Below are 24,821 nucleotides of genomic sequence, written 5' to 3' on the forward strand. Positions count from 1 at the left end.
AATTAGATGCGAGTTGTCCTCCAGCGAGTGGAGCAGGCCAGTGTTGCGGTGCACGGCCAAATTTCGGGAAAAATCGGGGCCGGTCTGCTGCTTTTGGTTGGCTTCGAAGCCACTGATGCCGCCAGCGATATCGAGTGGATGGTCGGCAAGATTCTGCGTCTGCGCGTCTTTCCGGACCAGGATGGCGTGATGAACCGGAGCGTGCAGGATGCGGGCGGAGACATTCTCGCCGTTTCGCAATTCACGCTCTACGCCTCGGTCAAGAAGGGTAATCGTCCGTCGTGGAGCCGCGCAGCGCCGGGCGAGATTTCTCAGCCTTTGTTCGAATGCTTCGTCGCCAAGCTGAGCGAGGGCTTGGGTCGGCCAGTGCCGACCGGGGTTTTCGGTGCCGACATGAAGGTCAGCCTGATCAACGATGGCCCGGTGACGCTGGTCGTCGATTCCCGGAATCCGGAATAGAACTCAGCCGATGCCACAGGCTTCGGCCAGTCGGCGCAGGCCATCGTAGCCGCCAAGAGACAGCCCGACCGCGTTTTGCTCGTCGGGCACTTCTGGCTCGCCGGGATTGATGCGGATCAGCCGTTCACCATGCGTTTCGGAGAAATGACGCACCGTCGGGATGTGGGTACCGGCGCCGATTTCCAGGCAAATCGGCCGGTGCACCGCAGACAACCATTGCTGCAGGCGCTGGAACTGCAGTGCTGTGCGCCGTTCGACCCAGCCCCAGTCGCCGAACATCAGGATGTTGGGGCGGGCCAGGCTGCCGCAATGTGGGCAAATGGGCGGTTCGCCGCGCAACCGGCAGGCTTCGCTATCGACGTCGGGCATGAAACCGTCGGCTGACCAGATGGCATCGCGGCAAGCGGAAACGCATTGCAGATGATGAATCGAGCCATGGACTTCGCAGATACGATCGGCGGGAAAGCCTGCTTTTTGGAACTGCCCATCGACATTACTGGTGAAAACCCAGATGCCGTGTTTCATTTTCCTGGCCAGTTCGAGAAGCAGTGCGAAGCCAGGGTGAGGTTGGGTTTCCCGGTATAGCTTCAAGCGGTGGCCATAGAAGCCCCAAGCCAGTTGCGGATCGGTCTGGAAGGCTGCCGGGTTGGCGATGCGCTCGAAGGCCATCCTGGCGCGGCCGAGCGCCGGGTAGGCGGCCCAGAAACCGCCTGGGCCACGAAAATCGGGTAAGCCGGAATCAATACCCATGCCGGCACCGGCGGTGACCAGCAAACCATCGGCGGCGGCAATCCAATCGACGGCCCGACTCAGTTCGGCATCGAGGCTCATCGAGTCCGTTGCAACGAACTCAGTTGCAATCGCCCGTGTGTTTCAGTACTTCCGGATAGCCGACAGGGCTGTCCCGGTTGTCGTAGATTTCGGCAATATGGAACTCAAGATCGGTCAGCGAGCCGTTCTCGTCGGCGTAGATTTCACGGATACGCAGGATTTCAGGCAGTGCGGCCTTGAAGGCTTGCATTAGGGCCGGGTCGAAGTGAATCCCTGCTTGGCTTTCCATGTAGGCCAGTGCTTCGTCGAGCGGCACCGGTTTTTTGTAGGGGCGTTCCGAGACCAAAGCATCGAAGACATCGGCGATGGCGACGATTCTCCCTTCCAGTGGAATGCACTCACCCTTCAAACCCTGCGGATAGCCGCTACCATCCCATTTCTCGTGATGGGTCAGCGCAATGATGCGGGCCGTTTCCAGCAGGTCGTTCTCGTGCTTGCCGATGATTTCTGCACCCATGATCGGGTGCTGATACATGATCTTCCATTCCTCGGCATTCAGTTTGCCCGGCTTGAGCAGGATGGAGTCGGGTATGCCGATCTTGCCGATATCGTGCATTGGTGCCGTATTGAACAGGATGGACGTCGCTTCCAGCCCCAGGCCGTACTGTTCGGCGATCAGTCGGGCGTAATGGCTCATGCGCAGTACGTGGTTGCCGGTTTCGTTGTCCTTGAATTCGGCGGCGCGACCGAGACGGCGGATGATCTGCTGGCGGGTGGTCATCAACTCGTGCGTACGTTGACGGACCATGCGCTCAAGTTCGCGCGACTGATCGTAGAGTGCCAAATGTGTCCGCACCCGGGCTTTGACGATGGGTGGGCTGATCGGCTTGGTGATGTAATCGACAGCTCCGGTTTCCAGCCCGATGCGCTCGTCTTCTGTGCTACTCATCGCAGTGACGAAAATGATCGGGATGCGTCGGCGGTCGGGGTTGGTCTTCAGGCGGCGGCAGATTTCCAGGCCACTGAGGCCGGGCATCATGATGTCGAGCAGGATCAGATCGGGCGGATCGTCCGAATAAACGATCTTCAGGGCTTTTTCACCGGAGGTGGCGACCCGGATGCGATAGTCGTCGCAGAGGACTTCACTTAGCAGATCGATATTCTCCGGGGTGTCGTCCACCACGAGAATGCTTTGCTTGGGGATCAGGGGTGACATGCTTCCTCCGCTACTCATGTCGCGCTCAGTTTTTCAATGTCTCGATAAAAGCCGTTAGCGAGGCACTCGCCTCTTCAAAATCGTAGCGTTCAATCCGGCCTCTCAGTTCCTGGAGCTTTTCCGGCTCGCACAGGGCCAACAAGGCAGGGTAAATCTCATTGAAACAGCGTACCGCAGTTGCGTCGTCATTATCCAGAAGCGATTGCAATTGGGATAGGGTTTTATACAGACTTTCCCGATCCTCAAGCTTGATGTTGTCGGGAACCGTAACAGGTTGAGCGGCCTCGTTGGCCATCTTGAGCAAGTTGGCCAAGGGGGCTTCGAGTTTTCTCAGGAGCTCCTGCAATGCTCCGCTGTCCAGCGGAACCTCATTTTTCAGTGCTGTTTCGATCTCTCCGGCCGCTCTGGCAACTGCGGTGCCACCGATGTTGCCAGCCAGGCCGCGCAGGGTATGGGTGAGCAGAATCATCTCCTGACGGTTGTCGGCTTGTTGTGCCATCCTCAGGCGTTCGATGATGTCTCCTTGGTTTTCGCCAAAACGAAGCATCAGGCGATCCAGGCTTTGCTGATTTCCACCAAGGCGCGCCAGTGCAGCCTGGGTATCGATATCCCCGTGCGTATTGCTAGTTTCGCTGCTCGGAACCGGAGACAGTGGCGTTAGCCCACGACCGTTCAGCCAATGAAGCAAGGTCTGCTGCAACAGGGCAATGTCGATCGGCTTGGCAATGTGGTCATTCATGCCGGCCGCCAGGCAGCGTTCGCGGTCGCCGGCCATGGCATTGGCGGTCATGGCGATGACAGGTAAATTGTCCATGTTAAGGTCGCCCCGGATACGCCGGGTGGCCTCATAGCCGTCCATCACTGGCATGTGGCAATCCATTAGGACGAGGTCGTACTGCTTTTTCCCGACCAACTCCAGGGCTTCTTTTCCATTGGAGGCCGACTCGACTTGCAGCCCGAAATTGATGAGCATTTCTTCGGCCAGTTCCCGATTGACTTCGTTGTCTTCGACGAGCAGAACCAGTTTTCCGGAAGGCAGAGCCTCAATAGTGGAATTTTGCAGCGAGGGTTTCTGGTTGCCGTGGCGCTCCCGGTGCAAGGCAGTCATGATGGCATCGAAGAGTGACGAGGCGGTGGCGGGTTTGGCCAGAATGGCGCCGATCAGATCGGTTTGGTCGCCCAAGGCCATTTCGAGCTCTTCCTGATCGTAGGCCGAGGTCATGATGATGGCTGGCCAGGGTTCTGGCGCAATTTGCGAACCGACGTACCGCAAAAGCTCGATACCATCCATCCCCGGCATTTTCCAATCGACGATCAACAGGCCGAAAGGCGAATTGGCAGCCTTTGCTTCGCGCAGACGTTCAAGTGCCTCGGCACCACTGGCTGCGCAGAGACATTCGAATCCCAGGCTGGCCAGCATATGGCAGAGCACCTCGCGTGCCCCGGGGCTGTCGTCGACAACCAGCGTCTGCAACTGCTTGGGCAGGCCCATCCGTTCACGAACGATTGGTGAGGCATCGGCCAGGGCGAAAGGCAATTCAAAGATGAAGGAGCTGCCGACGCCTATTTCACTACGGACCGAGATATTGCCGCCCAGCAGTTCAACGAGGCGTTTGCTGATCGAGAGGCCGAGCCCGGTACCGCCATATTTCCGGGTTGTCGAGGTATCGGCCTGGGAGAAGGCCTTGAACAGGTCCGCTTGTTGTTGCTCCGACATGCCGATTCCGCTGTCGTTCACTTCGAAACGCAACTCCGCAAGATCCGGAGTTTGATTCAGGCAGCGCACACGGACGGTAACTTCGCCGTGCTCGGTGAATTTGATGCCGTTGCCCACCAGATTGAGCAGGATCTGGCCAAGCCGCAAGGGATCACCGATCAGGTTGTCCGGCACTTCAGGTGCGACGTCGAAAACCAGTTCCAGGCCCCGCTCGCAAGCTTTCATCGAACAGAGGTCGGCAAGATGCCTCAACTTGGCGTCGAGGCTGAACGGGATTTTCTCGATACGCATCATGCCAGCCTCGATTTTCGAGAAATCGAGAATGTCGTTGATGATTTCGAGCAAACCTCGGGCCGCATTGTCGACCTTGCCCAGATAATTGCGCTGTCGTGCCGATAACTCGGTCTGCAGGGCCAGATGCGTCATGCCGATGATCGCATTCATCGGCGTGCGGATTTCGTGGCTCATGTTGGCCAGGAAGTCGGCCTTGGCCGCTGCAGCCTTTTCGGCAATGCCGCGCGCCTCCTCCGCATCGCGTTCGGCTTGCTTTTGCGCGCTGATATCGACGATGACCCCAATCAATCCGCCCGGTTCTCCATCCGGCGCCCTGAATCCGGTTACCGAATACAGGGTGTCGCGCAGTGAGCCGTCTGCCGATGGCAACTGCACTTCGCGCATGACCCGTCCGCATTCGGCGATGACGCGTTCGTCTTCCGCCTGATAGGCTATTCGGGCTTCCTGCGGCAAATACTCCAGGTCGAGGACCCTTTTGCCAACGAACTCGGAACGCCGGATACCGAAGAAATCCTCATAGGCCTGATTGCATCCGAGGAAACGCGTATCGGCGCCCTTATAGAAGATCGGATTGGGAATCGTGTCGATCAGTGCCTGCATGAAGCTGAATTGCCGGACCAATTCGATTTCGACCTCGCGTCGATCAGTCACGTCGAGAACGGTGACCAGAATCGAATCGAGTTCATTGCGTTCGTTGCGGACACCGGCAATCTGTACGTCGCCGAAGCGAGGATGGCCCTGAGGGTCAAGGAACTCGAACTCGCTGCGCAGGAAGCTCCGTTGGCCGGAAGCAATATCCTGTAGTGCCTTTTCCAGGCGCTTGCGCTCTTCGGGGGCAACGGTTTGGGCCTCCGGGTTGGCCAGTAGCACATCGATCGGATAACCCGTGAAATCGGCATAGGCGCGATTGACCAATATGGGCTTTTGCTCCGCATTGAAACTGACGATGCCGACCGCCGCATTGTCGAAAATAGCCCGGAAGAATGCCTCGCGTTTCTGCAGGATATCCTGATTCTGGCGTAATGCCTCGGTACGGGCGGCGACCTTTTCTTCCAGATCCAAATTGACCCGGCGCAGTTTCTGCTGCGCCTGCAGGAGATGCTGCCGCATGCGTTCCAGCGTGCCGGCCAGGCGTTTTACTTCCAGCCAGGGGGCGCTGGTGACGACCGGCTCGATCAATTCCAGGTGGCCGATCCGGTCACTGGCTGCTGCCAGTTCATCGAGCGGGGCACCAAAGCGATGTGCGATGCGCAGTGCAACGGCAATGCCCAGGGCAAGCGCTGAAATGGCAATCAACATCAGAACGCCGACATCTTGTGAGGTGATTGGAACGAAATCGCGTTTTGGTGCGACGATGCCGATCATGACCTGCTTGGCTGATCCCTCGAGCGGCTTGAATAGACTGAACCACTCGCCATCGCTTTGGGTAAAGGCCTGGAGTTGCGGCGATTGATCGCGAGATTCCCGCCATAGACGCAGCCCCTGAGCCATTTCAGACATTCCCAACTCCTCGGGGGTCTTGAGTACAGCCTCCTTGATCCCTTGCTTGCCCGCATAACGGATATCCCGTGGGGGGGCGAGCAGTTTCCCATCCTTGAGCAGGAGGGCGGCTTTGCCCTCAATGCCGACAGATAAGCGGGAGGTGTGCTCGGCAAGGTCGATCAGCTTGACGTCGTGTCCGATGACATAGGTTGAGCCATCCTTGCCCTGCCAGCGCATGGCGGCTGTGATGCCGGCTTCGAGCGTGGTGTAGAAGATGTAAGGCTCGGTCCAGTGGATCGAATTGCTGTCGGGCAAGGCCATGGCACCGATAAACCATGGACGTTTGCGGGCATCGTAGTCGCGCTCGCGCATTTCGACGGATTCGATCTCACGTTGGGCGTTCCAGGTGATCCAGTAGGTCTTGTTTCCCCAGGCGTCCGGATTGGTGATGCGGTTTATCCAGCGTCCATCACGTCCTAGCAGCAAGAGGATTTCGCGCCCCGATTCGTGGGCGAAGATGACCGAACTGATTTGGTCATGATTGGCCAGAACGGGAAAATAATACTCGTTGAAACGGAGTAGCTCGGCATGATCCAGACGATTGTCCATTCCCCAGCCCTGGCTGCTGCGGATGGTAACCTCGACCCCGTGCAGCATGCCTTCGAGGCGACTTTCGAGTTGGTCTGCGGCAAGCTGCATCTGGCTTTCGGCCAGCCGCTGTACCGTCGGGCGCCCCAGCAGCAGGTAGAGACCAATGGTGAAAGCGCCAAGCGCCAGTAGCAACAAGAGGCTGATGCGTAAAACCAGGCTGTTGGCGAAGCCTGGGTTTCTCAAGGACATTTTTGGCAGCACAGCATCCCCCCGGCTGACGGCATTGGCTTCTAAGACGAGCAAGCGCCACAAAACGCCAAGATATACGTCCCTGGCCGCGTACTGTCAAACGGATGTCATGTTTTAGGGGGCGATGGTGATTTCTGGCGCTTGGCCGATGAAATCAAGACGTTGCCGCAGGGCTTCGGTAGCGAAGATTTTCCCGTCGCGATTGACCCGGAGAACCTGCCCGACATCCATCTTGCGGGCCATGTCGCGCCAGCCGTCTGCACCGGCGATGAAGATCGGCTTGGAGGTGGCGTCGGATAGGGTGCCAGCTTTTGGACCGGCGGGAATCAGCACGGTGACGGCCTCGGTGTGATCGGCCGGGTAGCCGGTGCGCGGGTCGAGCAGGTGGGCGTAGCGTTGCCCGTCGAGCTCGAAGAAGCGCTGGTAGTCGCCGGAGGTGCCGATCGCCTCGCCGTCGTCCAGCGTGACGGTGGCCAGCGGGCCGGGCTGGCGCGGATGCTGGATGCCGACCCGCCATTTTTTCCCTTCCTTGCTGCCGAGCGCCAGGATGTTGCCGCCGATGTTGATCAGCGCATTCTGGATGCCGTCCTGGCGCAGGATGGCAGCGGCGCGGTCGAGCGCGACGCCTTTCAGGTAACCGCCGAAATCGAGCCGGACGTGGCGGTTGCGGCTGGTCACGGTGGTGCCGTCGATTTTCAGGTCGGCGACCGAGGGATGGGTGGCGAGCCAGGCCTTGATGGCAGCCGGGTCGGGCAACTTGGCCGCGAATTCATCGGCCTGGAAGCCCCACAGCTTGATCAACTCGCCGATGCCCGGGTCGAACAGGTGGTCGCCCTGCTGCGAGAAGGCTTGGGCTTCGCGGATGAAGTCGGCTAGTTCTGGGGTGACGGTATGCGGCTTGCCGGCGGCGATGGCGTCGTTTAGCGCCGTCAGCTCCGATTCCTGCCAGGCATGGTAGGCACGGTGCAGGCGGTCGAATTCGCGCAGCACGGCAGCGATGGCCTTGCGTCCTTGCTCGGCTTCGGCGCTGACGACGATGACCTCGACGCGGGTGCCGAACACGTAGGCCTGTTGTTCCTGCAGCGGGGTACGGCTACAGGCGGCGAGGGCCAGGCAGAGAACGGCGATCAGGAGAGTCCGCATGCGTGTTCGATGGCGGTGATGAAGGCGCCGGCCGGATCGAAGCCGCTCTGCTGGCGGATTTCGACCATGCAGGTCGGGCTGGTGACGTTGATTTCGGTCAGGTGGTCGCCGATGACGTCGATGCCAACTAGCATCAGACCACGCTTCAGTAAGGTGGGGCCGAGGGCTTCGGCGATCTGGCGGTCGCGTTTCGATAGCTCCTGGGCAATGCCGGTACCGCCGACCGCCAGGTTACCGCGCGTTTCGCCTGCCGGCGGGATGCGCGCCAGACACCATGGCACCGGCTTACCACCGATGAGCAGGATGCGTTTGTCGCCATGCACGATCTCCGGCAGGTAGCGCTGGGCCATGATGGTGCGCTGGCCGAGTTGGGTCAGCGTTTCCAGGATGACGTTGCGGTTCGGGTCGTTGCGATGGACACGGAAGATCTGGCTACCGCCCATCCCGTCGAGCGGCTTCAGGATCACGTCGCGCTGCTCGTCGATGAAGTGCTGTAGTTGCCCCATGTCGCGGCTGACTGCGGTGCACGGGGCAAAATGGGCAAATTCCAGAATGGACAGCTTTTCCGAATGCTCGCGCAGGGCGCGCGGTCGGTTGAATACCTTGGCGCCCTCGGCTTCGGCCCGTTCGAGCAACCAGGTGGCGGTCAGGTATTCGAAATCGAAGGGCGGGTCCTTGCGCATGATCACCGCGTCGAATTGCTTCAGCGGCTTCCAGTCGCGGCCGATTTCGCGGTACCAGTCGTGATCGTCTGGCCGCAGGTGCAATTCGACGGCCTCGCCGAATACGCCGCCGAGATGGTCGGCTTCCGGTGTGCGGTAGCCGAGGCTACGGCTGTCGATGGCGTAAACGTCGTGGCCGTGTTTTTCCGCCGCCCGCATCATGGCGACGGAAGAATCCTTCCAGGCCTTCAGTTCGTCCAGCGGGTCGAGCACGAAGGCCAGCTTGAGCTGGCGCTCACGCGGGCTTTCGTGGAAAAACTCGCTGGCCTGCACGCGGCTCAGTCGGCCTCGGGCGCCGTGCGCTCGAGTTCGATGGCGGCGGCGAGGCAGGCCAGGCGGCCGACGACGCCGTAGGCGTAGAAACGGTTGGGCGGGGAGTCGGGGTTGCCGCAGCGGTAGTCCGGCATGTTGCAGCCCGTGTCGAAGGCCAGCGGCTCGAAGTGCATGCCCGGGGCGTTCAGGTTCTCATCCTTGCCGCGGCCGGTATGGACGCGGTAGAAGCCACCGACCACATAGCGGTCGATCATGTAGATGACCGGCTCCGCGACGGCTTCGTTCAGCGTCTCGAACGAATGGACGCCTTCCTGGATCAGAACCTCGGACACTTCAAGGCCTTCCTTGACCACGCTCATCTTGTTGCGCTGCTTGCGGTTCAGGGCGATCACTTCGTCGGCATCGCGCACCGTCATCACGCCCATGCCGTAGGTGCCGGCATCGGCCTTGACGACGACGTAGGGGGTTTCGTCGATGTCGTACTCGCGGTATTTTTCCTTGACCAGATCGAGCACGGCGGCGACGTTGGCGGCCAGGCATTCCTCGCCCTGACGCTCGTGGAAATTGATGCTGCGGCAGACCGAAAAGGCCGGGTTGATGCGCCAGGGATCGATGCCGATCTCCTTGGCGAAATCGTTGGCCACCTGATCGTAGGCGGCGAAATGGTTGGATTTGCGGCGCACCGCCCAGCCGGCGTGTACCGGTGGCAGGACGACCTGCTCGTTGAGGCCCTTCAGGATGTCCGGAATGCCGGCCGACAGGTCGTTGTTAAGCAGGATGGCGCACGGGTCGAAGCCGTCCAGCCCCAGGCGGTGCGGGGTGCGGACCAGCGGTTCGAGCAGCAGCTGCTGGCCGTTCGGTAGGTCGATCGTCGTCGGTTTGTCGATTTCCGGCAGCAGGGTACCGATGCGTACGTTCAACCCGGTCTGCTTCAGGATAGCGGCGATCTGGGCGACGTTCTGCAGGTAGAACTGGTTGCGCGTGTGGTTTTCCGGAATCAGCAGCAGGCTGCGCGCCTCGGGGCAGAATTTCTCGATGGCGCTCATCGCCGCCTGCACGCAGAGCGGCAGGAAGGCCGGGTTCAGGTTGTTGAAGCCGCCGGGGAAGAGGTTGGTGTCGACCGGCGCCAGCTTGAAGCCGGAATTGCGCAGGTCGCAGGAGGAGTAGAAGGGCGGCGTATGCTCGAGCCACTGGCCGCGCAGCCAGTGTTCGATCTGCGTGCTACTGGCGAGGAAACGCCGCTCGAGTTCGAGGAGCGGACCGGTCAGGGCTGTGGTCAGGTGCGGAACCATGGGCTGTACTCTGAGTGGTGTTTATTGTTGTGGCCGCAAATCTTACACCGCACCGGCAAAATTGCGGCTAAAGCCGATAGTCGGCGTTGGCCAGGCGCTGCAGGCGGACCAATACTTCGGCGAATTCGCTCTCACCGTGGGCGACTTCATCGAAGTAGTGGCGGGTCTGGTCGATGGCTTCGCGGATCAGGTCATCCAGATAGGTGACCTGAATCTCCGTCAGTCCCAAGGTCTCCACCGTGCGGCTCAGATGTTCAAGCGATTCGAGCAGGTGATTCTGGCTCTCGGTACGACCTCTCTTTGCTGTCGTGGAAATGCGTTCTAGGACCCCTTTCAATTCGGCGAGTGCCCCTTCGATTCCTACGCGTTGCAGGTCTCGTTCGATGATGGCTTCCAGGGCGATGATGCGCATGTCTGCGCTCTCAGCGAGGATCGTCAGGTTGTCGCGCAGGCGGCCGACCTTTTCCGGATCGTCCACAGGCAGGTTCTCGATGAGTAGCGAGACACGCTCGTAATTGATCACGGCGCGCGAGCCTAGTTCGAAAATCCTGCCCATGCCACGCATGTTTTCGAGTATCGAAGTTTGCATCGGCGACATCGGTCCTTCAGGGGTCAGGCTGATCTGCTCGGTGCTGGAGCGTACCTGGACGGCACCGCGCAGGCCCCAGGCGTTCATCGCGGCAATCAAACGGGCGGCGACCGCGCTGTGCGAATTGGCCAGGGCCGATTTGCGCATGAATTCGATGACCACTCCCAGGTCGCCCATGCTGGTCATCGCGGCGAAGGCGACTTGCTGGGCATTGGAGGATTGCAGCGCAAGTTCGCGCAGGCGTTGCCGGTGTTCGATGATGCCGCTGAGCTTGTGGCGCAACTCGTGGGCGGCAATCGGCTTGGTCAGGAAATCGTCGCCTCCGGCCTCATAGGCGGCCATGCGTTCTGGCGCGGTATCGTGGGCCGAGACGAAGATGACAGGGATGTCTTTCTCGGTGGAGCGTTCGCGGAACCGGCGGCAGGTGTCGTAACCGCTTAAACCCGGCATTTCGATATCGAGCAATACGGCGGCGAAGGTGTCGCTGCACTCGAGAAACTCCTCGCCGCTGGCGAACAGGCTGACCTGGTAATCGCCCTCAAGCAGGCGCTGCAGGATCATTCGTTGCGGCGGATTGTCTTCGACGATTGCGATAGGGATAGCGTTTTCCATCGTACTCCTCCTCGTCTTTCAATTGTGCCAAAAATCCCAAAAATGTCCATTGCTTTGAGCGCAAGTGCTTGAAAAAAGGTAGAATTCGCCCTCTTTGTTTTACAGCATTCCCCACGGATCGGAACCCAAGTGCTCGTCGCCGCCAATATCACCATGCAGTTCGGGGTCAAGCCCCTGTTTGAAAACGTCAACGTCAAGTTCGGCGAAGGCTATCGCTACGGCTTGATCGGGGCCAACGGCGCCGGCAAGTCCACCTTCATGAAGATCCTGTGCGGCGCGCTTGAACCCTCGGCCGGCAACGTCTCGAAGGACGTGCATGAGCGCATGGCCTACCTCAAGCAGGACCAGTTCGCCTACGAAGACATGCGTGTGCTCGACGTTGTGATGATGGGCCACGAGGAACTGTGGTCGGCCATCCAGGAACGCGATGCGATCTACGCCAATCCTGAGGCGACGGAAGATGACTACATGCGTGCCGCCGAGCTCGAAGGCAAGGTAGGCGAATACGACGGTTACACCGCCGAATCGCGCGCCGGCGAACTGCTGCTCGGCGTCGGCATCCCGACCGAACAGCACAACGGCCCGATGAGCGAAGTTGCGCCCGGCTGGAAGCTGCGTGTGCTGCTCTGCCAGGCGCTGTTCGCCAACCCGGACATCCTGCTGCTCGACGAACCGACCAACAACCTCGACATCAACACCATCCGCTGGCTGGAAGACGTGTTGAACGGCCGTGACTCGACGATGATCATCATCTCCCACGACCGTCACTTCCTGAACCAGGTGTGCACCCACATGGCCGACCTGGACTACGGCAAGATCACCACCTACGCCGGCAACTACGACGACTTCATGGAAGCCGCCCAGCAAGCCCGCGAACGCCAGTCGCAGGCCAACGCCAAGGCCAAGGAACGCATCGCCGAACTGCAGACCTTCGTTCGCCGCTTCTCGGCCAACGCCTCCAAGGCCAAGCAGGCGACCAGCCGTCTCAAACTGATCGACAAGCTGAAGCCGGAAGACGTCAAACCGTCGTCGCGCCAGTACCCGTGGATTCGTTTCGATTACGACGAGAAGCAGAAGCTGCACCGCCAGGCGGTCGAAATCGAGAACCTGAGCTTTGCCTACCCGGGCAGCGACAAGAAGATTTTCGACAACTTGACCATCACCATCAACGGCGGCGAGAAAATCGCTGTGATCGGTGAAAACGGCGTCGGTAAAACGACTTTCCTGAAGCTGCTGATGGGCGAGTTGCAGCCGTCTTACGGCACCATCAAATGGGCCGAGAAGGCCACGCCGGGTTATTACGCCCAGGACCACAGCGCCGAATTCGCCGGCACGCAGAGCCTGACCGATTGGATCGTCGGCTACGCCCGGGCTTCCATCGAAGAGGGCGGCGACCTCGAAACCCTGGTGCGCGGCACTCTGGGGCGTCTCCTCTTCTCCGGCGAGGAGCAGAAAAAGCCGGTCAACGTCATCTCCGGTGGCGAGCAGGGCCGCATGCTGTTCGGCAAGCTGATGCTGCAAAAGCCGAACGTGCTGGTGCTCGACGAGCCGACCAACCACCTCGATATGGAATCCATCGAAGCGCTCAACAGCGGCCTGGAAAAATTCCCCGGCACGCTGATTTTCGTTTCGCACGACCGCGAGTTCGTGTCCTCGCTGGCAACGCGCGTGTTCGAGGTCAAGGGCGACGGCAGGATCGTCGATTATCTGGGCGGCTACGAGGATTACCTGGCATCGCAAGGCGTCGAGTAAGCGCTTTTCCGGCGCCTCAGGGTGCTGGCAAGAAAAAGCCGAAGGAGTTTTCCTTCGGCTTTCTGTTTTTCAGCGCGGCTCGATCAGTCGGCGTAAGGCAGCAAGGCCTTGGCAGCTTCGATGCGTTGGGCGAGTGGCACACCGGGTTCGTTCATGACGGCGAGCAGGAAGTTCTTCGGGTCAGGATAGGCACCGATGGTTTTTGCCGTTTCGGGCAGGTGCACCGCAGCAGTCGGTGTTTCGCCGGCAGTTTCGGCACTGGCCGCTTCCAGCCGAGCCAAGGCTTGGGCAAAAGCACGGGCTGGGATGCTGGCGAAGCCGGCGAGCAGTTCCGCCTGCTTATCCGGGTTCGGGGAGAAATCGAGGCTGGGTTCGTCGACGAACAGGCTGCCCATGCCGGGATCGATGAAGGCCGCCCAGCGCTCGCCATCGTCGTCCAGCGGCGAGGGCGGCAGGGTGAGCTGACCGGCTAAAACCTGCAGGCGTTCGGCCGGCATTTCCGGCAGATAGCGTTGGCGCAGCGCAGCGGCGAAGCGGGCGCCGGTTGCGGCATCGATCGCTTCCGCAAAGGACAGCCACAGGCGAAAGCCTTCGCCATCGACAGAAAGGGCCGGCAAGGGCAGTTCGAGATCTTCCGGCAGGGCCTGCAACAGCGTTTCTGCCGCGGGCCAATCCTTGGCCGGCAGCGCCAGGCAGAGCAGGCGGGAAGCCGCGCTAGCATCGATCAGCGGCTCTTTCTGCCCGGGCAGCAGATACAAGCGCTCGAATTCGCTCGCCAACTTGCTCATTTCGCTACTGCAAGGTGCCGCCGCTGGCCAGCATGCGGATGATCTGCACGCAATCGACGTCGGATTGGTGATAGGCCGATTTCACGTATTCGATATAGGCCCGGTCTTCCGAATTCGGATCGATGGCGAAGGTGGTGGCGTAGCTGAAGCGCAGGAAGAGGGCGCCGGCTTCCGGTTCCTCGATGCGGATGGTCAGGCTGCCGCCGGCGTGTTGTGCGGAGGGCAGGATGTCGAAGCGGACCCATTCGCCCTCGGCCATCGTCACCTTGTCGTGGATGACGGCGGCACCGAAATCGAGCTCGCGCAGCAGGTGGCTGGCATGGCGTTCGACGACGGTACAACGTTGCAGGCCAGGCAGGAAAGGGGTGGCATCCTCGACGCGGCGCATCAGTCCGGCCCAGACCTGGGTGCGGTCGAGCGTCTCGATGAGCGGGTTTTGCAGGTCGTTGATCTGGATGAGATGTTCGAAATTCATGCGCCGATGTTAGCATCCCGCCCATGCAACTCGAACGACTCCTGCAAAAACATGGTTTTGGCACGCGCAAGGATTGCCGTGCCCTGGTCCGCCGCGAACGCGTGCGGGTGAATGGTGAAATCTGCGACGATCCCTTTGCCGATATTGCTACCGATGGCCTGGTCTTCTCGGTGGATGACGTCGAATGGCCGTACCTGGAGCACGCGACTGTGCTGCTCCACAAACCGGCCGGCTACGAATGCTCGCGCAAGCCCCAGCATCATCCCTCTGTGCTCGAATTGCTGCCGCTGCCCCTGCGCGAGCGCGGCGTGCAGCCTATCGGACGGCTTGATGAGGATACGACTGGCCTGCTGCTGATCACCGACGACGGTCAGTTGAACCATCAACTGTCTTCCGGCAAGCGCAAGGTGCCCAAGGTCTATCTGGCGACCACCAAGCACCCGCTCGATCAGGCGCAGATCGACCAGCTGCTGGCCGGCGTGTTGCTGCACGACGAGCCGGAGCCGATCGTTGCGGCCGCTGCCGAAATCGTCGATGAACATACCCTGCGCCTGACCGTAACCGAGGGCAAGTACCATCAGGTCAAGCGCATGGTGGCGGCCGTGGGCAATCGCGTCGAGGCGCTACATCGCGCGGCGGTCGCCGAGCTGGAGCTGCCGGCGGACCTCAAGCCCGGCGAATGGCGTTGGTTATCTGCGGTGGACATGGAAAAACTGGTGAAAAGCAAATGACCCTGACGGAAATGCGTTACATCGTGGCCTTGGCGCGTGAGCGCCACTTCGGCAAGGCGGCGGAAGCCTGCCATGTCAGTCAGCCGACGCTGTCGGTGGCACTGAAGAAGGTTGAAGGGCAACTGGGCGCTGCCTTGTTCGAGCGCACGGCGAGCGATGTGCGTATCACAGCGCTCGGCGAGCGCATCGTTACCCAGGCGCGGCGGGTGTTGGAAGAGGCGGTCAAGCTCGAGGAAATCGCCGAATCCACCGGTGACCCGATGAGCGGCCAGCTACGCGTCGGCATCATTTACACCATCGCGCCTTATCTACTGCCGCAGTTCATCCCGGCATTGAGCAAGGCAGCGCCGAAGATGCCTCTGTTCCTGAAAGAGGATTTCACCGGCAATCTGATTCCGGCATTGAAGGCCGGCGAACTCGACGTGATCGTCATCGCCCTGCCGTTTTCCGAGCCTGGTCTGGTCGCCCAGCCGGTCTACGATGAGCCGTTCCGCGTCGTCGTGCCGGCCGATCATGCGTGGGCCGGGCGCGATGACATCCAGGCTGATGAACTGGATGGGCAGAATCTCCTGCTGCTCGGCCAGGGCAATTGCTTCCGCGACCAGGTGCTGGAATCCTGTCCGCGTCTGAGCGCACCGGATGCGCTCGAACATTCGCTGGAAGGGAGTTCGTTGGAAACCATCCGCTACATGGTGGCGAGCGGGGCGGGCGTAGCAGTGATGCCGAGTACGGCAGCCGATCCGCTGATCGACAAGGAGTCGATGGTGCGTGTCCTGCCTTTTGCCGGCAAGCCGCCGGCCCGCACAGTCGGGTTGGTTTGGCGAGTCACCTTCCCGCGGCCACAGGCGATCGATGCGGTGCGTGCGGCCCTGCTGTCATGCAAGCTGCCTGGCACGACGACGCTGCGCTGATCGGTTCCACGTGAAACCGCGACTACTGCGGTGCACTAACAAAAAAGCCGGGAAATCCCGGCTTTTTTGTTAGTGGTAGGCTTTCTTCGAAGCCAGCTTCAGCGCCATCAAGCAAGACAGACCGAAAATCACGGCGGCGAAGCCGATACCGAAAAGAGAAAGCTCGTCCATGGGGTGCCCCTGTTGTAGGTAGTGTGAATTGGAGGCGATGTAGACAAGCCGAAAAGACAAAGTTCCCGTCTCCGGGAACTTTTTTCGAGGTTTTTGCGCTGAGAAAAGCGAGGCCCGGGATCAGGCCTCGGCGTCTGCTTTCTTCTTGGCAGCCGGCTTTTTGGCCGGAGCCTTTTTCTCGAACTCGAAGCCGACCTTGCCGCCTTGCACAACTAGGAAGGCCGAGAACTTGCGGCGCGTGCGGTTGGAGACGAATTCCTTGAGTAGATCAGTCTTGCCGTCAGCCAGCAGCTTCTTCATTTGCCCCGCGTCGACCGGCTGTTGCAGGATGATCTTGCCGGAGCGGAAATCACAGGACTTGGCAGCGCCGACCGATTTCTCGCAGACATAGGCATTGCCGCTGTCGTAGACGTTGCTGGCGCACTTTGGACACTTGCCCAGGGCTTCCTGACCCGAGAAATCGATGGCCTCGGCTTCGCCATCTTCGCTGGCCTTGTCCTGTCCGAAATCGAATTCGGGCTGCAAGTCGGCATTGAGCTTGATGGCGGCCGCAAAGCTGCGCCCCATCTTGTTGCGGAAGCCGGTCAGCGGGCCGATGTGTTTCTCGGTGAGCAGGGTTTCGATTTCGGCCGGTTCGTACTGGCGGCCGGCAACGATCTTCCATAGCGCGTAGTCGCAACTACCGCATTGGAATTTCTTGTAGGTCTCGCGAATCTGGCCGCCGCACTTCGGGCAGGGCGCTTGCAGCACGCCGAAATCACCGGGAATGGTGTCGGCTTCGTAGCTCTTGGCGCGCTCGACCATGTGTCGCGTCATCTCGGCGATTTCGCGCATGAATTCGTCGCGCGTGAATTCGCCCTTTTCGATGCGGCCAAGTTTCCATTCCCAATCGCCGGTCAGTTCCGGCTGGGTCAGTTCGTTGATGCCCAGGCCGTTAAGCAGGGTCATCAGCGAGAAGGCCTTGGCGGTCGGAATCAACTCGCGGCCTTCGCGCAGCATGTATTGTTCGCCGATCAGGTTTTCGATGATTTGGGCGCGTGTCGCCGGCGTGCCGAGGCCGCGGCCGGCCATCGCGGCCTTGAGTTCCTCGTCGTCGACCATCTTGCCGGCGCCTTCCATAGCGGAGAGCAGGGTGGCTTCCGAGTAGCGCGGTGGCGGCTTGGTGGCGTTGGCCTTGATCTCAACCTCTTCGGTTTTGACCTTTTCATCCTTGTCCACCGCAACCAGGTTGCCTTCGTCGCCGGTCTGGCCTTCCTTGCCATGCACCGCCAGCCAGCCCGGATTGACCAGTACCTTGCCCTCGGTCTTGAAGGGCTGGCCTTCGACGCGCGTGATGCGGGTGGTGACCAGATACTCGGCGGCCGGGAAGAAGACGGACAGGAAGCGCTTGACGACGAAGTCGTAAAGCTTCTGTTCGGCTTCGTTCAGCGCCTTCGGCGCCTGCGTCGTCGGAATGATGGCGAAGTGGTCGCTCACTTTCGCATTATTGAAGATGCGCTTGTTCGGCAGCACCCAGTTGCGCGCGATGATCTGGTGCGCGAACGGCGAGTAACGGGCGAGCAGGACTTCGTCGTGGCCCTTGCCGGCGCCTTCGCCGGTCAGCATGGTCATCGTCTGCTTGACCGTGGCCAGGTAATCCTCGGGCAGGCAGCGCGAATCGGTACGTGGATAGGTCAGGACCTTGTGCTTTTCGTAAAGCGCCTGGGCCAGCCCCAGCGTGGTTTTGGCCGAGAAGCCGAAGCGACTGTTAGCTTCGCGCTGCAGGCTGGTCAGGTCGAAGAGCAGCGGCGACAGGCGGGTTTCCGGCTTGGATTCTTCGGTGACCGTGCCCAGCTTGCCGAGGGTCGCAGCGCGGATCGCCTCGGCGCGCTTTTCTTCCCACAAACGGTCGGCACGGGCATGTTCGTCATCTTCCTTGCCCTTGAAGCCTTCGTCGAACCACTTGCCGGTGTACTCGCCTTGGCGAGTCAGGAAGCTGGCTTCGACTTCCCAGTAGTCACGCGGCTTGAATTCGCGGATCTTCTTTTCACGCTCGACGACGATGGCCAGCGTCGGCGTTTGCACGCGGCCAACGGTGGTCAGGTGGAAACCGCCGGTTTTCGAGTTGAAGGCGGTCATCGCGCGTGTGCCGTTGATGCCAACCAGCCAGTCGGATTCCGAACGGCAGACGGCGGCATCGGCCAGGCCCTGCATCTCGTAGCCGGCGCGCAGATGCGCGAAGCCATCGCGGATGGCTTGCGGGGTCATCGATTGCAACCACAGGCGTTGCACAGGTTTCTTCGTACCGGTGCTTTGCGCGATGTAATTGAAGATCAGTTCACCTTCACGTCCCGCGTCACAGCCATTTACCAGTCCGTCGACATCCTTGCGCTTGATCAGCTTGGTCAGCAGTTTCAGGCGCGACTGGGTCTTCTCGATGGGCGATAGCGCGAAGTGCGGCGGAATCACCGGCAGGTGGGCGAAGGACCATTTGCCGCGTTTGACTTCAAATTCTTCCGGACAGGCCAATTCCAGCAGATGGCCGATCGCCGAGGAGAGAACATAGTGTTCGCTCTCGAAATAGTCGTCGTGCTTGGTGAACCCGCCGAGCGCCTTGGCGATGTCGGCGGCGACGGAGGGTTTTTCGGCGATGATCAGCTTCTTGGTCATGGGGTCTGCCTGATGGATGCCGGGGCATGATAAGTGTCCGGCGCGCGGCTTGGCAAGCTATCGCTAATGGAGGCGGTGTTAACCGAGGCGTTGAAAACGGTTTCCCGGAAGCGTGGCGACCAGCCCTTCGAGCTCCAGGGTGAGGAGCTCCGGCAACAATTGGTCGGCACTCAGGCCGGTTCTTTCGGCAAGTTCATCGAGACTGCAGGGGCCGTGTCCCAAGGTACTCAATATTGGATGGTCGGGGACATCTTCCGGAAGCTTCTCGGGTGCTTGTGGCGCAACGATGCCACCAAGTTCTTCAAGAACATCCTCCGCCGTTTCTACCAGCTTGGCGCCCTGTTTGATCAGCTTATGGCAACCGCGTGACATGGGCGAGTGAATCGAGCCGGGAATGGCGAAAACTTCCCGGCCTTGCTCTGCGGCCAAGCGTGCGGTGATCAGGGAGCCGCTTTCCGGAGCCGCTTCAACGACCAGCACCCCGCGCGACAGGCCGGAAATGATGCGGTTGCGGCGCGGGAAATTCGATGCCAGTGGTGGGGTGCCCAGTGGAAATTCCGAAATGATCGCCCCGCGTTCAGCGATCGCAATCGCCAGTTCTTTATTGCGGGCGGGGTAGATGCGATCAGGGCCGGTTCCGATGACGGCTATCGTTTCGCCTTCTGCAGCGAGGGCGCCGCGATGAGCTGCCGCATCGATACCCAGGGCCAGTCCGCTGACGATGCAGAGCTTCTGCGCTGCCAGGCTGCGGGAGAAGCTTTCTGCCGTTTTGAGCCCTTGCGGCGTCGGATTGCGGCTACCAACGATGGCCAGCGATGGGTGATTGATCAATTCGATCCGGCCACGAACATAGAGCAGTGTCGGTGGGTCGCTGGCCTGCAGCAGCGATTGCGGGTAAGCCTCGTCGGCCAATGTGACGATGTGTTGTTCAGGATGTTCCTGCCAGCGCAGGGCGGCATCAATGGTGTCCGTAGCATCGAAGTCGAACAGCAGATCGGCTCGACTGCCGATGACGCTCCGTACCTCAAGTCTGCCGGCAGAGAAAACAGCCTCGGGTAAACCGAAAGCGGCGAGAAGCTTTCTTTGCGTCTCGCCGCCGATTTCGGGGATCAGGGTCAGCCGCAACCAGGCGGCCAACCCTTTGGTGTGAATCATGGGTTCCGTGCAGAATCACCGACAATAACTGACTTCGATGAGTCCACTATTAATGCATAAGAGACATTGTTGAACACCCTGAAAACGAAGGCTAAACCATAGCGTTCTTCAGGGACGGAAGTATTCGTACGTCGACCATCAGCGTCAATGCTCATTGCAACCCGATTTCTGAAAAGAGCAAGGACGTGTCCAATTTCAAGTCCATCGTTCTTTCCTCGATTAAGAGTGACAACCGAAGTGGCTCCTCCTTCATTTACACCTCCGTAGATTGACAGTACGGTAGCTGCAACTCGGTCATCGGGGCGATGAGGAACATACGAGATAATTTCGGGAGACGGGGCTGGTAACAAGTAATCGCCACGGCTAATTTCCTCTTTGGCAAAAGTTACTCGTAGGGTCGCAGGAGTTCCAGGTTTGCTCAATCGTGCATTGCCCAAGAAATAGGCTTCGTGAGCAACGGTTTTTCCGGATTCCGGATCCTTAAGAGGCTTGCCGGGACGAAAAATATGCCATTTCTCGATACTTACATCGGGGATTCCCGTCGCGTAGAACGAGTCGCCGCTTCCAACCAGTAAACGATCTTCTGGCGTTGCAACGATGCGGATAGCATCGTTAAGTTGTTTATCTTCCACGATAAGTGGCTGGGAGATAAATGGCTCAATGACATCTGGAGGAATGCTCGGAATTCTTGCTTGAATAGCCTCGCTATACACCTGTGGTTGAAGTTTGTTCTGGTAGGGATGGGCAACCTTGAGTCGAGGTGTGCCATCAGACAAATCAAGAACGATTACATTGCCTGGATAAATCAGGTGCGGGTTCTTGATCTGGTCTTTGTTCATGCGCCAGATTTCCGGCCAGCGCCACGGTTGCTTCAGGAATTTTCCGGAAATTCCCCACAGCGTATCGCCTTTGACCACCACATGGCGGTCAGGGGGATTGTCGACGAGCTGTAGCGGCTCGGCGGCGAGAGCGCAGGAGGCCGTCACGGCCAGGATGAGCGCAGATATAATGCGAACCATAATCGTAACCTCACGTGCGGAAGGAACATGCTGCTCCGGCGATTGTCTTATTCGAGCCGGAACATTTGGTGTTCATATTTCCCAAACTGCTTTAGATTCTGCACGTAATAACCTAAGCGAGCAAGCTTTTAATCCAATTTCAATATGGCTCTTCTACCCATTTTGCGTTTTCCCGACCCCCGCCTGAAAAAAGTGGCGGCCCCCGTGGCAAAAATCGACGACAGCATCCGTCGCCTGGTCGCCGACATGGCGGAAACCATGTACGAAGCACCTGGTATCGGCTTGGCGGCGACGCAGGTCGATGTCCATAAACGCGTCGTGGTCATCGACATTTCGGAAGAGAAGAATCAGTTGCGTGCCTTCGTCAATCCGGTGATCGAACAGTGTGTCGGAGCGCAATTGGGTGAAGAGGGCTGCCTGTCGGTACCGGGTATCTACGACAAGGTCGAACGTGCCGAGCAGGTGAAGGTGCGCTATCTCGACCTCGACGGCAAGGAACAGGTGCTGGAAGCCGATGGCCTGCTGGCGGTATGTATACAGCACGAAATCGATCATTTGGACGGCAAGGTGTTCGTCGATCACCTGTCGCAACTGAAGCAGAGCCGGATCAAGAGCAAGCTGGCCAAACAGGCGCGCGTTACCGCATGAAACTGATTTTTGCTGGAACGCCGGAGTTTGCCGCCCAGGCGCTGGCGTCCATCATCGCGGCCGGGCATCAAGTGGCCATGGTCTTGACCCAGCCGGATCGTCCAGCCGGGCGGGGCATGTCCTTGCAGCCTTCGCCGGTCAAGAAGCTGGCCATGGAGCATGGGATTGAGGTTTTTCAGCCGACCACGTTGAAAGATCCGGAAGCGCAAGCCCGGGTCGCTGCTGTCGGCGCCGAAGTGATGGTGGTGGCTGCCTATGGCTTGATCCTGCCGCAAGCAGTACTCGATCTGCCGCACTTCGGTTGCATCAACATCCATGCCTCGTTGTTGCCGCGTTGGCGTGGTGCGGCGCCGATCCAGCGTGCCTTGCTGGCGGGCGATCATGAAACCGGCGTGTGCATCATGCAGATGGAAGCTGGCCTGGATACCGGGCCGGTGTTGTTACGTGGTGCGTTTCCGATCGAGTCGAGCGATACGACCGCTACCTTGCACGACCGCCTGGCAGCGCTGGGTGGCGAACTGGTCGTGCAGGCGCTGGCAGGTTTGCCCTTGCCGGCCCAGCCTCAGCCGGTCGATGGGGTGACCTACGCCCACAAGATCGAGAAAGCCGAAGCGGTGATCGATTGGTGCCGTACCTCGGCGGAGCTGGATCGCCACATTCGCGCTTTCAATCCTTTTCCGGGTGGGCAGGCCACATTCGGTGGTGCGGTGGTCAAGGTGTGGGCTGCAAAACCGGTGGATGGCAAAGGCGAGCCGGGGCAAATTCTGGCGCTGGACAAGCATGCCGTCGTCGTCGCCTGTGGCGAGGGGGCGCTTGCGCTTTCCGAGTTGCAGAAAGCGGGTGGCAAGCGTTTGCCTGTGCAGCAATTTTTGGCCGGACATCCGCTGCAGGTTGGCGACCGTTTCGATCTGCCTGCTTGATATCGGCCTGAACACCCACAGATAATCGGCATCCAGGATAGCCAGAAGGAGCTTGGCGATGTTCAATTGGGTCAAGACGGCCATGCTGATGGCAGCGATCATGGCGTTGTTCGCCGTGGTTGGCGGCATGCTTGGTGGCAAGAGCGGCATGTTGCTGGCGCTGGTTTTCGGCGGCGCGATGAACCTCTTTTCCTATTGGTTCTCGGATCAGATGGTCTTGCGCATGTACAACGCGCAGCAGGTCGATGAGACCAGCGCACCGCAGTTTTACGCCATGGTGCGCGATCTGGCGCAGCGTGCTGGTTTGCCGATGCCCAAGGTATACATCATCGACGAGATGCAGCCGAATGCCTTTGCCACCGGCCGTAACCCGGAGCATGCCGCGGTGGCGGCGACGACCGGCATCCTGCAGCTACTGTCGGCGCGCGAGATGCGCGGGGTCATGGCGCACGAATTGGCGCACGTGGCGCATCGCGACATCCTGATTTCGACCATATCCGCGACCATGGCGGGTGCCATCTCCGCCCTGGCCAATTTCGCCATGTTCTTCGGTGGGCGGGATGAAGAGGGGCGGCCGGTCAATCCGTTGGCCGGCATTCTGGTTGCATTCCTGGCCCCGCTGGCGGCCAGTCTGATCCAGATGGCGATTTCGCGGGCGCGCGAATTCGAGGCGGACCGCGGCGGCGCGGAGATCAGCGGCGATCCGCAGGCGCTGGCCGATGCTTTGGGCAAGATCCAGATGTATGCCGAGGGGCGTATTCCACTGGCGGCCGCGGAGGCGCATCCGGAAACGGCGCAGATGATGATCCTGAACCCCTTGTCGGGCGGCGGCCTGCGCAGCCTGTTCTCGACGCATCCGCCGACCGAGGAGCGGATCGCCCGTCTGCGCACCATGGCGCGCGGCGGCTGGGGTTGATCAACTCGCCGCGAGTTGGCCGCGGCGAACGGCATTCCGTTCGATTTTCGCCGGCACGAAGGCTTGCGTGACTTCAGCGAAAAGCGCTTCGGCGCGCTGACTGTTGTCGCAGGAAAAATTGCATACGTAAACATCGAGCGTCACGGCGCCGATTTCCGGCCAGGTATGGATGGCCAGATGCGATTCGGCCAGCACGACCGTGCCGGTGACGCCGGCACCCTGGCCATGCTCGTCGCGGAATAGGTGGAATAGCTGACCGACGACGGTCAGTCCATGCCGTCGGCAGGCATCGACGCAATAGACCTCCAGCCGCGCCGCATCGAGCATCAGCGCGGCGGGGCCTCGGCAGTCGTAGAGATCGGCGATCAGGTGCAGGCCTTGCATGACGTCATTTTATTGGGTTTCACGTGAAACGCATCCCCGAAAGGCGTTATCGAGTAATTTGCCGAGGCGATACCCGGCGGCGGCGATGCGTTGTTCGGCGAGTTGGCGGGCATTTTTGTGGAAGACCTCGTTGACTGTCGGCAGCAGGCTGCCCGCTTGCGTCGGATAGGCATCGGGCAACAGCGCGTGGCTCTCGCTGGCCCAGGCCTCGACGTCCTTTTGAGGCGGCTTTGGCTGGCGTTCGATGATCTGCTCGGCCGCTGCCTGCAGCCGTTTGCCGCGCAGCCAAGGCGGGCCGGGCAGGTCGTCCCAGTAGGTGTGTACATTGGTGAAGGGCAGCCGGGCATTGAACGGGTTCTCGATTTCCACGGCATTGCCGCCTTCGTCACCGTGCCGGCCGACATGCAGCGGTTGATGGATGTCGGCGACCAGATGCAGCAGCCAGGGCAGGTGGTATGAAATTTCCCGTTTTGGGCTAGTGCACCGCAGCAGTCGGCTGATACGCTTCAATTGGCTCGTCAGTTGTCCGCTCACGACTCGGCCGTCGGCATCGAGATCGACGTAGTGCCAATCCTTGTGTCGGCTGCTATCGGGAAACCCGGCTGCAGGCTCGCCAAGGGCATCGTCGTTATAAAAGCGCGGATCGTTACGGATGTCGTCGGGCCAGGTCGAGGCTTCGGCAAAAATCTGGCCAGCCTCGTCGCTGCGTGCACGTTGTCGCCAACGTTCGTAATCGGGATGGCGGGCCAGGGCGGCTATGACGAAGTCGCGAGCCGGGGGCGACATCTGCTCCCAGGTGATGATCGCGACCAGCCGATGGCCGGCCGCATTCCAGGCCCAAGCGGGCGAGGTGGCGGCGAGAAAGAGCAGAGCGATAAGGATTCGGCGCATA

21 protein-coding genes are annotated in these 24,821 nt (G+C 60.2%); 7 read left to right on the forward strand and 14 right to left on the reverse strand.

Annotated elements, in window-relative coordinates; translation table 11 throughout:
* The first annotated feature begins 6 nt into the window (after window positions 1-6).
* Window positions 7-459 (forward strand): D-aminoacyl-tRNA deacylase, encoded by a 453-nt coding sequence (gene dtd / locus WIF35_RS11885; protein WP_412478427.1) that lies wholly within the window; start codon window positions 7-9, stop codon window positions 457-459.
* A gap of 3 nt (window positions 460-462) precedes the next feature.
* Here the strand turns inward: dtd and WIF35_RS11890 are convergent, their stop codons facing one another.
* The 7 genes from WIF35_RS11890 to WIF35_RS11920 form a co-directional block, all read right to left on the reverse strand.
* Window positions 463-1,290: an SIR2 family NAD-dependent protein deacylase gene (locus WIF35_RS11890; protein WP_412478428.1), complete on the reverse strand. Its 828-nt coding sequence runs from the start codon at window positions 1,288-1,290 to the stop codon at window positions 463-465.
* Window positions 1,291-1,309: 19 nt separating this feature from the next.
* Window positions 1,310-2,446 (reverse strand): HD-GYP domain-containing protein, encoded by a 1,137-nt coding sequence (locus tag WIF35_RS11895; protein WP_412478429.1) that lies wholly within the window; start codon window positions 2,444-2,446, stop codon window positions 1,310-1,312.
* A 25-nt stretch (window positions 2,447-2,471) separates the two neighbouring features.
* Window positions 2,472-6,779 carry a response regulator gene (locus WIF35_RS11900; RefSeq protein ID WP_412478430.1) on the reverse strand — a complete coding sequence of 1,436 codons (4,308 nt, stop codon included), beginning with the start codon at window positions 6,777-6,779 and terminating at the stop codon, window positions 2,472-2,474.
* A gap of 114 nt (window positions 6,780-6,893) precedes the next feature.
* Entirely contained in the window at window positions 6,894-7,922 is a 1,029-nt protein-coding gene (locus tag WIF35_RS11905; protein WP_412478431.1) for an FAD:protein FMN transferase, read from the reverse strand.
* Window positions 7,907-8,917 (reverse strand): glutathione synthase, encoded by a 1,011-nt coding sequence (gshB, locus tag WIF35_RS11910; RefSeq protein WP_412478432.1) that lies wholly within the window; start codon window positions 8,915-8,917, stop codon window positions 7,907-7,909. The genes WIF35_RS11905 and gshB overlap by 16 nt, the downstream gene beginning before the upstream one ends.
* A 5-nt stretch (window positions 8,918-8,922) precedes the next feature.
* Window positions 8,923-10,209, reverse strand: a complete 1,287-nt coding sequence (gshA, locus tag WIF35_RS11915) for a glutamate--cysteine ligase (protein ID WP_412478433.1) — start codon at window positions 10,207-10,209, stop codon at window positions 8,923-8,925.
* A 67-nt stretch (window positions 10,210-10,276) separates the two neighbouring features.
* Window positions 10,277-11,410, reverse strand: coding sequence for a response regulator (locus WIF35_RS11920; RefSeq protein WP_412478434.1), 1,134 nt, complete (start codon window positions 11,408-11,410; stop codon window positions 10,277-10,279).
* A gap of 129 nt (window positions 11,411-11,539) precedes the next feature.
* Between WIF35_RS11920 and WIF35_RS11925 the strand changes: the two genes are divergently transcribed.
* Window positions 11,540-13,162 (forward strand): ABC-F family ATPase, encoded by a 1,623-nt coding sequence (locus WIF35_RS11925; RefSeq protein WP_412478435.1) that lies wholly within the window; start codon window positions 11,540-11,542, stop codon window positions 13,160-13,162.
* Window positions 13,163-13,245: 83 nt separating this feature from the next.
* Here WIF35_RS11925 and WIF35_RS11930 read toward each other — a convergent pair whose 3' ends face one another.
* A complete protein-coding gene (locus tag WIF35_RS11930; protein WP_412478436.1) occupies window positions 13,246-13,950 on the reverse strand; it encodes a hypothetical protein in 705 nt (234 codons plus the stop codon).
* A 4-nt stretch (window positions 13,951-13,954) separates the two neighbouring features.
* On the reverse strand, window positions 13,955-14,425 hold the full coding sequence (locus WIF35_RS11935; RefSeq protein ID WP_412478437.1) for an SRPBCC family protein: 471 nt from the start codon (window positions 14,423-14,425) through the stop codon (window positions 13,955-13,957).
* 23 nt (window positions 14,426-14,448) lie between these two features.
* On the opposite strand from WIF35_RS11935, the gene WIF35_RS11940 reads away from it, so the two are divergent.
* Window positions 14,449-15,156 carry a 16S rRNA pseudouridine(516) synthase gene (locus WIF35_RS11940; RefSeq protein ID WP_412478438.1) on the forward strand — a complete coding sequence of 236 codons (708 nt, stop codon included), beginning with the start codon at window positions 14,449-14,451 and terminating at the stop codon, window positions 15,154-15,156.
* Window positions 15,153-16,067 (forward strand): hydrogen peroxide-inducible genes activator, encoded by a 915-nt coding sequence (locus WIF35_RS11945; protein WP_412478439.1) that lies wholly within the window; start codon window positions 15,153-15,155, stop codon window positions 16,065-16,067. The genes WIF35_RS11940 and WIF35_RS11945 overlap by 4 nt, the downstream gene beginning before the upstream one ends.
* Before the next feature lie 291 nt (window positions 16,068-16,358).
* Here WIF35_RS11945 and WIF35_RS11950 read toward each other — a convergent pair whose 3' ends face one another.
* The 3 genes from WIF35_RS11950 to WIF35_RS11960 form a co-directional block, all read right to left on the reverse strand.
* Complete coding sequence (locus WIF35_RS11950; protein WP_412478440.1) at window positions 16,359-18,887, reverse strand: DNA topoisomerase III; 2,529 nt, start codon at window positions 18,885-18,887, stop codon at window positions 16,359-16,361.
* Window positions 18,888-18,965: 78 nt separating this feature from the next.
* Window positions 18,966-20,042, reverse strand: coding sequence for a DNA-processing protein DprA (gene dprA, locus WIF35_RS11955; RefSeq protein ID WP_412478441.1), 1,077 nt, complete (start codon window positions 20,040-20,042; stop codon window positions 18,966-18,968).
* Window positions 20,039-21,061 (reverse strand): LysM peptidoglycan-binding domain-containing protein, encoded by a 1,023-nt coding sequence (locus WIF35_RS11960; protein WP_412478442.1) that lies wholly within the window; start codon window positions 21,059-21,061, stop codon window positions 20,039-20,041. Before WIF35_RS11960 ends, dprA begins: the two co-directional genes overlap by 4 nt.
* A gap of 144 nt (window positions 21,062-21,205) precedes the next feature.
* On the opposite strand from WIF35_RS11960, the gene def reads away from it, so the two are divergent.
* Genes def through htpX form a run of 3 tightly spaced genes read left to right on the forward strand, consistent with a single transcriptional unit; the run spans window position 21,206 to window position 23,545 of the window.
* Window positions 21,206-21,709 (forward strand): peptide deformylase, encoded by a 504-nt coding sequence (gene def / locus WIF35_RS11965; protein ID WP_412478443.1) that lies wholly within the window; start codon window positions 21,206-21,208, stop codon window positions 21,707-21,709.
* Window positions 21,706-22,629: a methionyl-tRNA formyltransferase gene (gene fmt, locus WIF35_RS11970; protein ID WP_412478444.1), complete on the forward strand. Its 924-nt coding sequence runs from the start codon at window positions 21,706-21,708 to the stop codon at window positions 22,627-22,629. The genes def and fmt overlap by 4 nt, the downstream gene beginning before the upstream one ends.
* Before the next feature lie 58 nt (window positions 22,630-22,687).
* Window positions 22,688-23,545, forward strand: a complete 858-nt coding sequence (gene htpX, locus WIF35_RS11975) for a zinc metalloprotease HtpX (RefSeq protein ID WP_412478445.1) — start codon at window positions 22,688-22,690, stop codon at window positions 23,543-23,545.
* Here htpX and speD read toward each other — a convergent pair whose 3' ends face one another.
* Window positions 23,546-23,929 carry an adenosylmethionine decarboxylase gene (gene speD / locus WIF35_RS11980; RefSeq protein WP_412478446.1) on the reverse strand — a complete coding sequence of 128 codons (384 nt, stop codon included), beginning with the start codon at window positions 23,927-23,929 and terminating at the stop codon, window positions 23,546-23,548.
* A 9-nt stretch (window positions 23,930-23,938) separates the two neighbouring features.
* Window positions 23,939-24,820 carry a S1/P1 nuclease gene (locus WIF35_RS11985; protein WP_412478447.1) on the reverse strand — a complete coding sequence of 294 codons (882 nt, stop codon included), beginning with the start codon at window positions 24,818-24,820 and terminating at the stop codon, window positions 23,939-23,941.
* Window position 24,821: the final 1 nt, after the last annotated feature.

Source organism: Azonexus sp. IMCC34839, from assembly GCF_047047955.1.
Classification (GTDB): domain Bacteria; phylum Pseudomonadota; class Gammaproteobacteria; order Burkholderiales; family Rhodocyclaceae; genus Azonexus.

What these genes read in the sequence shown, in the direction of transcription:
- dtd (WP_412478427.1), top strand. Translation starts at nt 7, where the DNA reads ATGCGAGTTGTCCTCCAGCGAGTGGAGCAGGCCAGTGTTGCGGTGCAC.
- WIF35_RS11890 (WP_412478428.1), bottom strand. Translation starts at nt 1,290, where the DNA reads ATGAGCCTCGATGCCGAACTGAGTCGGGCCGTCGATTGGATTGCCGCC.
- WIF35_RS11895 (WP_412478429.1), bottom strand. Translation starts at nt 2,446, where the DNA reads ATGTCACCCCTGATCCCCAAGCAAAGCATTCTCGTGGTGGACGACACC.
- WIF35_RS11900 (WP_412478430.1), bottom strand. Translation starts at nt 6,779, where the DNA reads ATGTCCTTGAGAAACCCAGGCTTCGCCAACAGCCTGGTTTTACGCATC.
- WIF35_RS11905 (WP_412478431.1), bottom strand. Translation starts at nt 7,922, where the DNA reads ATGCGGACTCTCCTGATCGCCGTTCTCTGCCTGGCCCTCGCCGCCTGT.
- gshA (WP_412478433.1), bottom strand. Translation starts at nt 10,209, where the DNA reads ATGGTTCCGCACCTGACCACAGCCCTGACCGGTCCGCTCCTCGAACTC.
- WIF35_RS11920 (WP_412478434.1), bottom strand. Translation starts at nt 11,410, where the DNA reads ATGGAAAACGCTATCCCTATCGCAATCGTCGAAGACAATCCGCCGCAA.
- WIF35_RS11930 (WP_412478436.1), bottom strand. Translation starts at nt 13,950, where the DNA reads ATGAGCAAGTTGGCGAGCGAATTCGAGCGCTTGTATCTGCTGCCCGGG.
- WIF35_RS11935 (WP_412478437.1), bottom strand. Translation starts at nt 14,425, where the DNA reads ATGAATTTCGAACATCTCATCCAGATCAACGACCTGCAAAACCCGCTC.
- WIF35_RS11940 (WP_412478438.1), top strand. Translation starts at nt 14,449, where the DNA reads ATGCAACTCGAACGACTCCTGCAAAAACATGGTTTTGGCACGCGCAAG.
- WIF35_RS11945 (WP_412478439.1), top strand. Translation starts at nt 15,153, where the DNA reads ATGACCCTGACGGAAATGCGTTACATCGTGGCCTTGGCGCGTGAGCGC.
- WIF35_RS11950 (WP_412478440.1), bottom strand. Translation starts at nt 18,887, where the DNA reads ATGACCAAGAAGCTGATCATCGCCGAAAAACCCTCCGTCGCCGCCGAC.
- dprA (WP_412478441.1), bottom strand. Translation starts at nt 20,042, where the DNA reads ATGATTCACACCAAAGGGTTGGCCGCCTGGTTGCGGCTGACCCTGATC.
- WIF35_RS11960 (WP_412478442.1), bottom strand. Translation starts at nt 21,061, where the DNA reads ATGGTTCGCATTATATCTGCGCTCATCCTGGCCGTGACGGCCTCCTGC.
- def (WP_412478443.1), top strand. Translation starts at nt 21,206, where the DNA reads ATGGCTCTTCTACCCATTTTGCGTTTTCCCGACCCCCGCCTGAAAAAA.
- fmt (WP_412478444.1), top strand. Translation starts at nt 21,706, where the DNA reads ATGAAACTGATTTTTGCTGGAACGCCGGAGTTTGCCGCCCAGGCGCTG.
- htpX (WP_412478445.1), top strand. Translation starts at nt 22,688, where the DNA reads ATGTTCAATTGGGTCAAGACGGCCATGCTGATGGCAGCGATCATGGCG.
- speD (WP_412478446.1), bottom strand. Translation starts at nt 23,929, where the DNA reads ATGCAAGGCCTGCACCTGATCGCCGATCTCTACGACTGCCGAGGCCCC.
- WIF35_RS11985 (WP_412478447.1), bottom strand. Translation starts at nt 24,820, where the DNA reads ATGCGCCGAATCCTTATCGCTCTGCTCTTTCTCGCCGCCACCTCGCCC.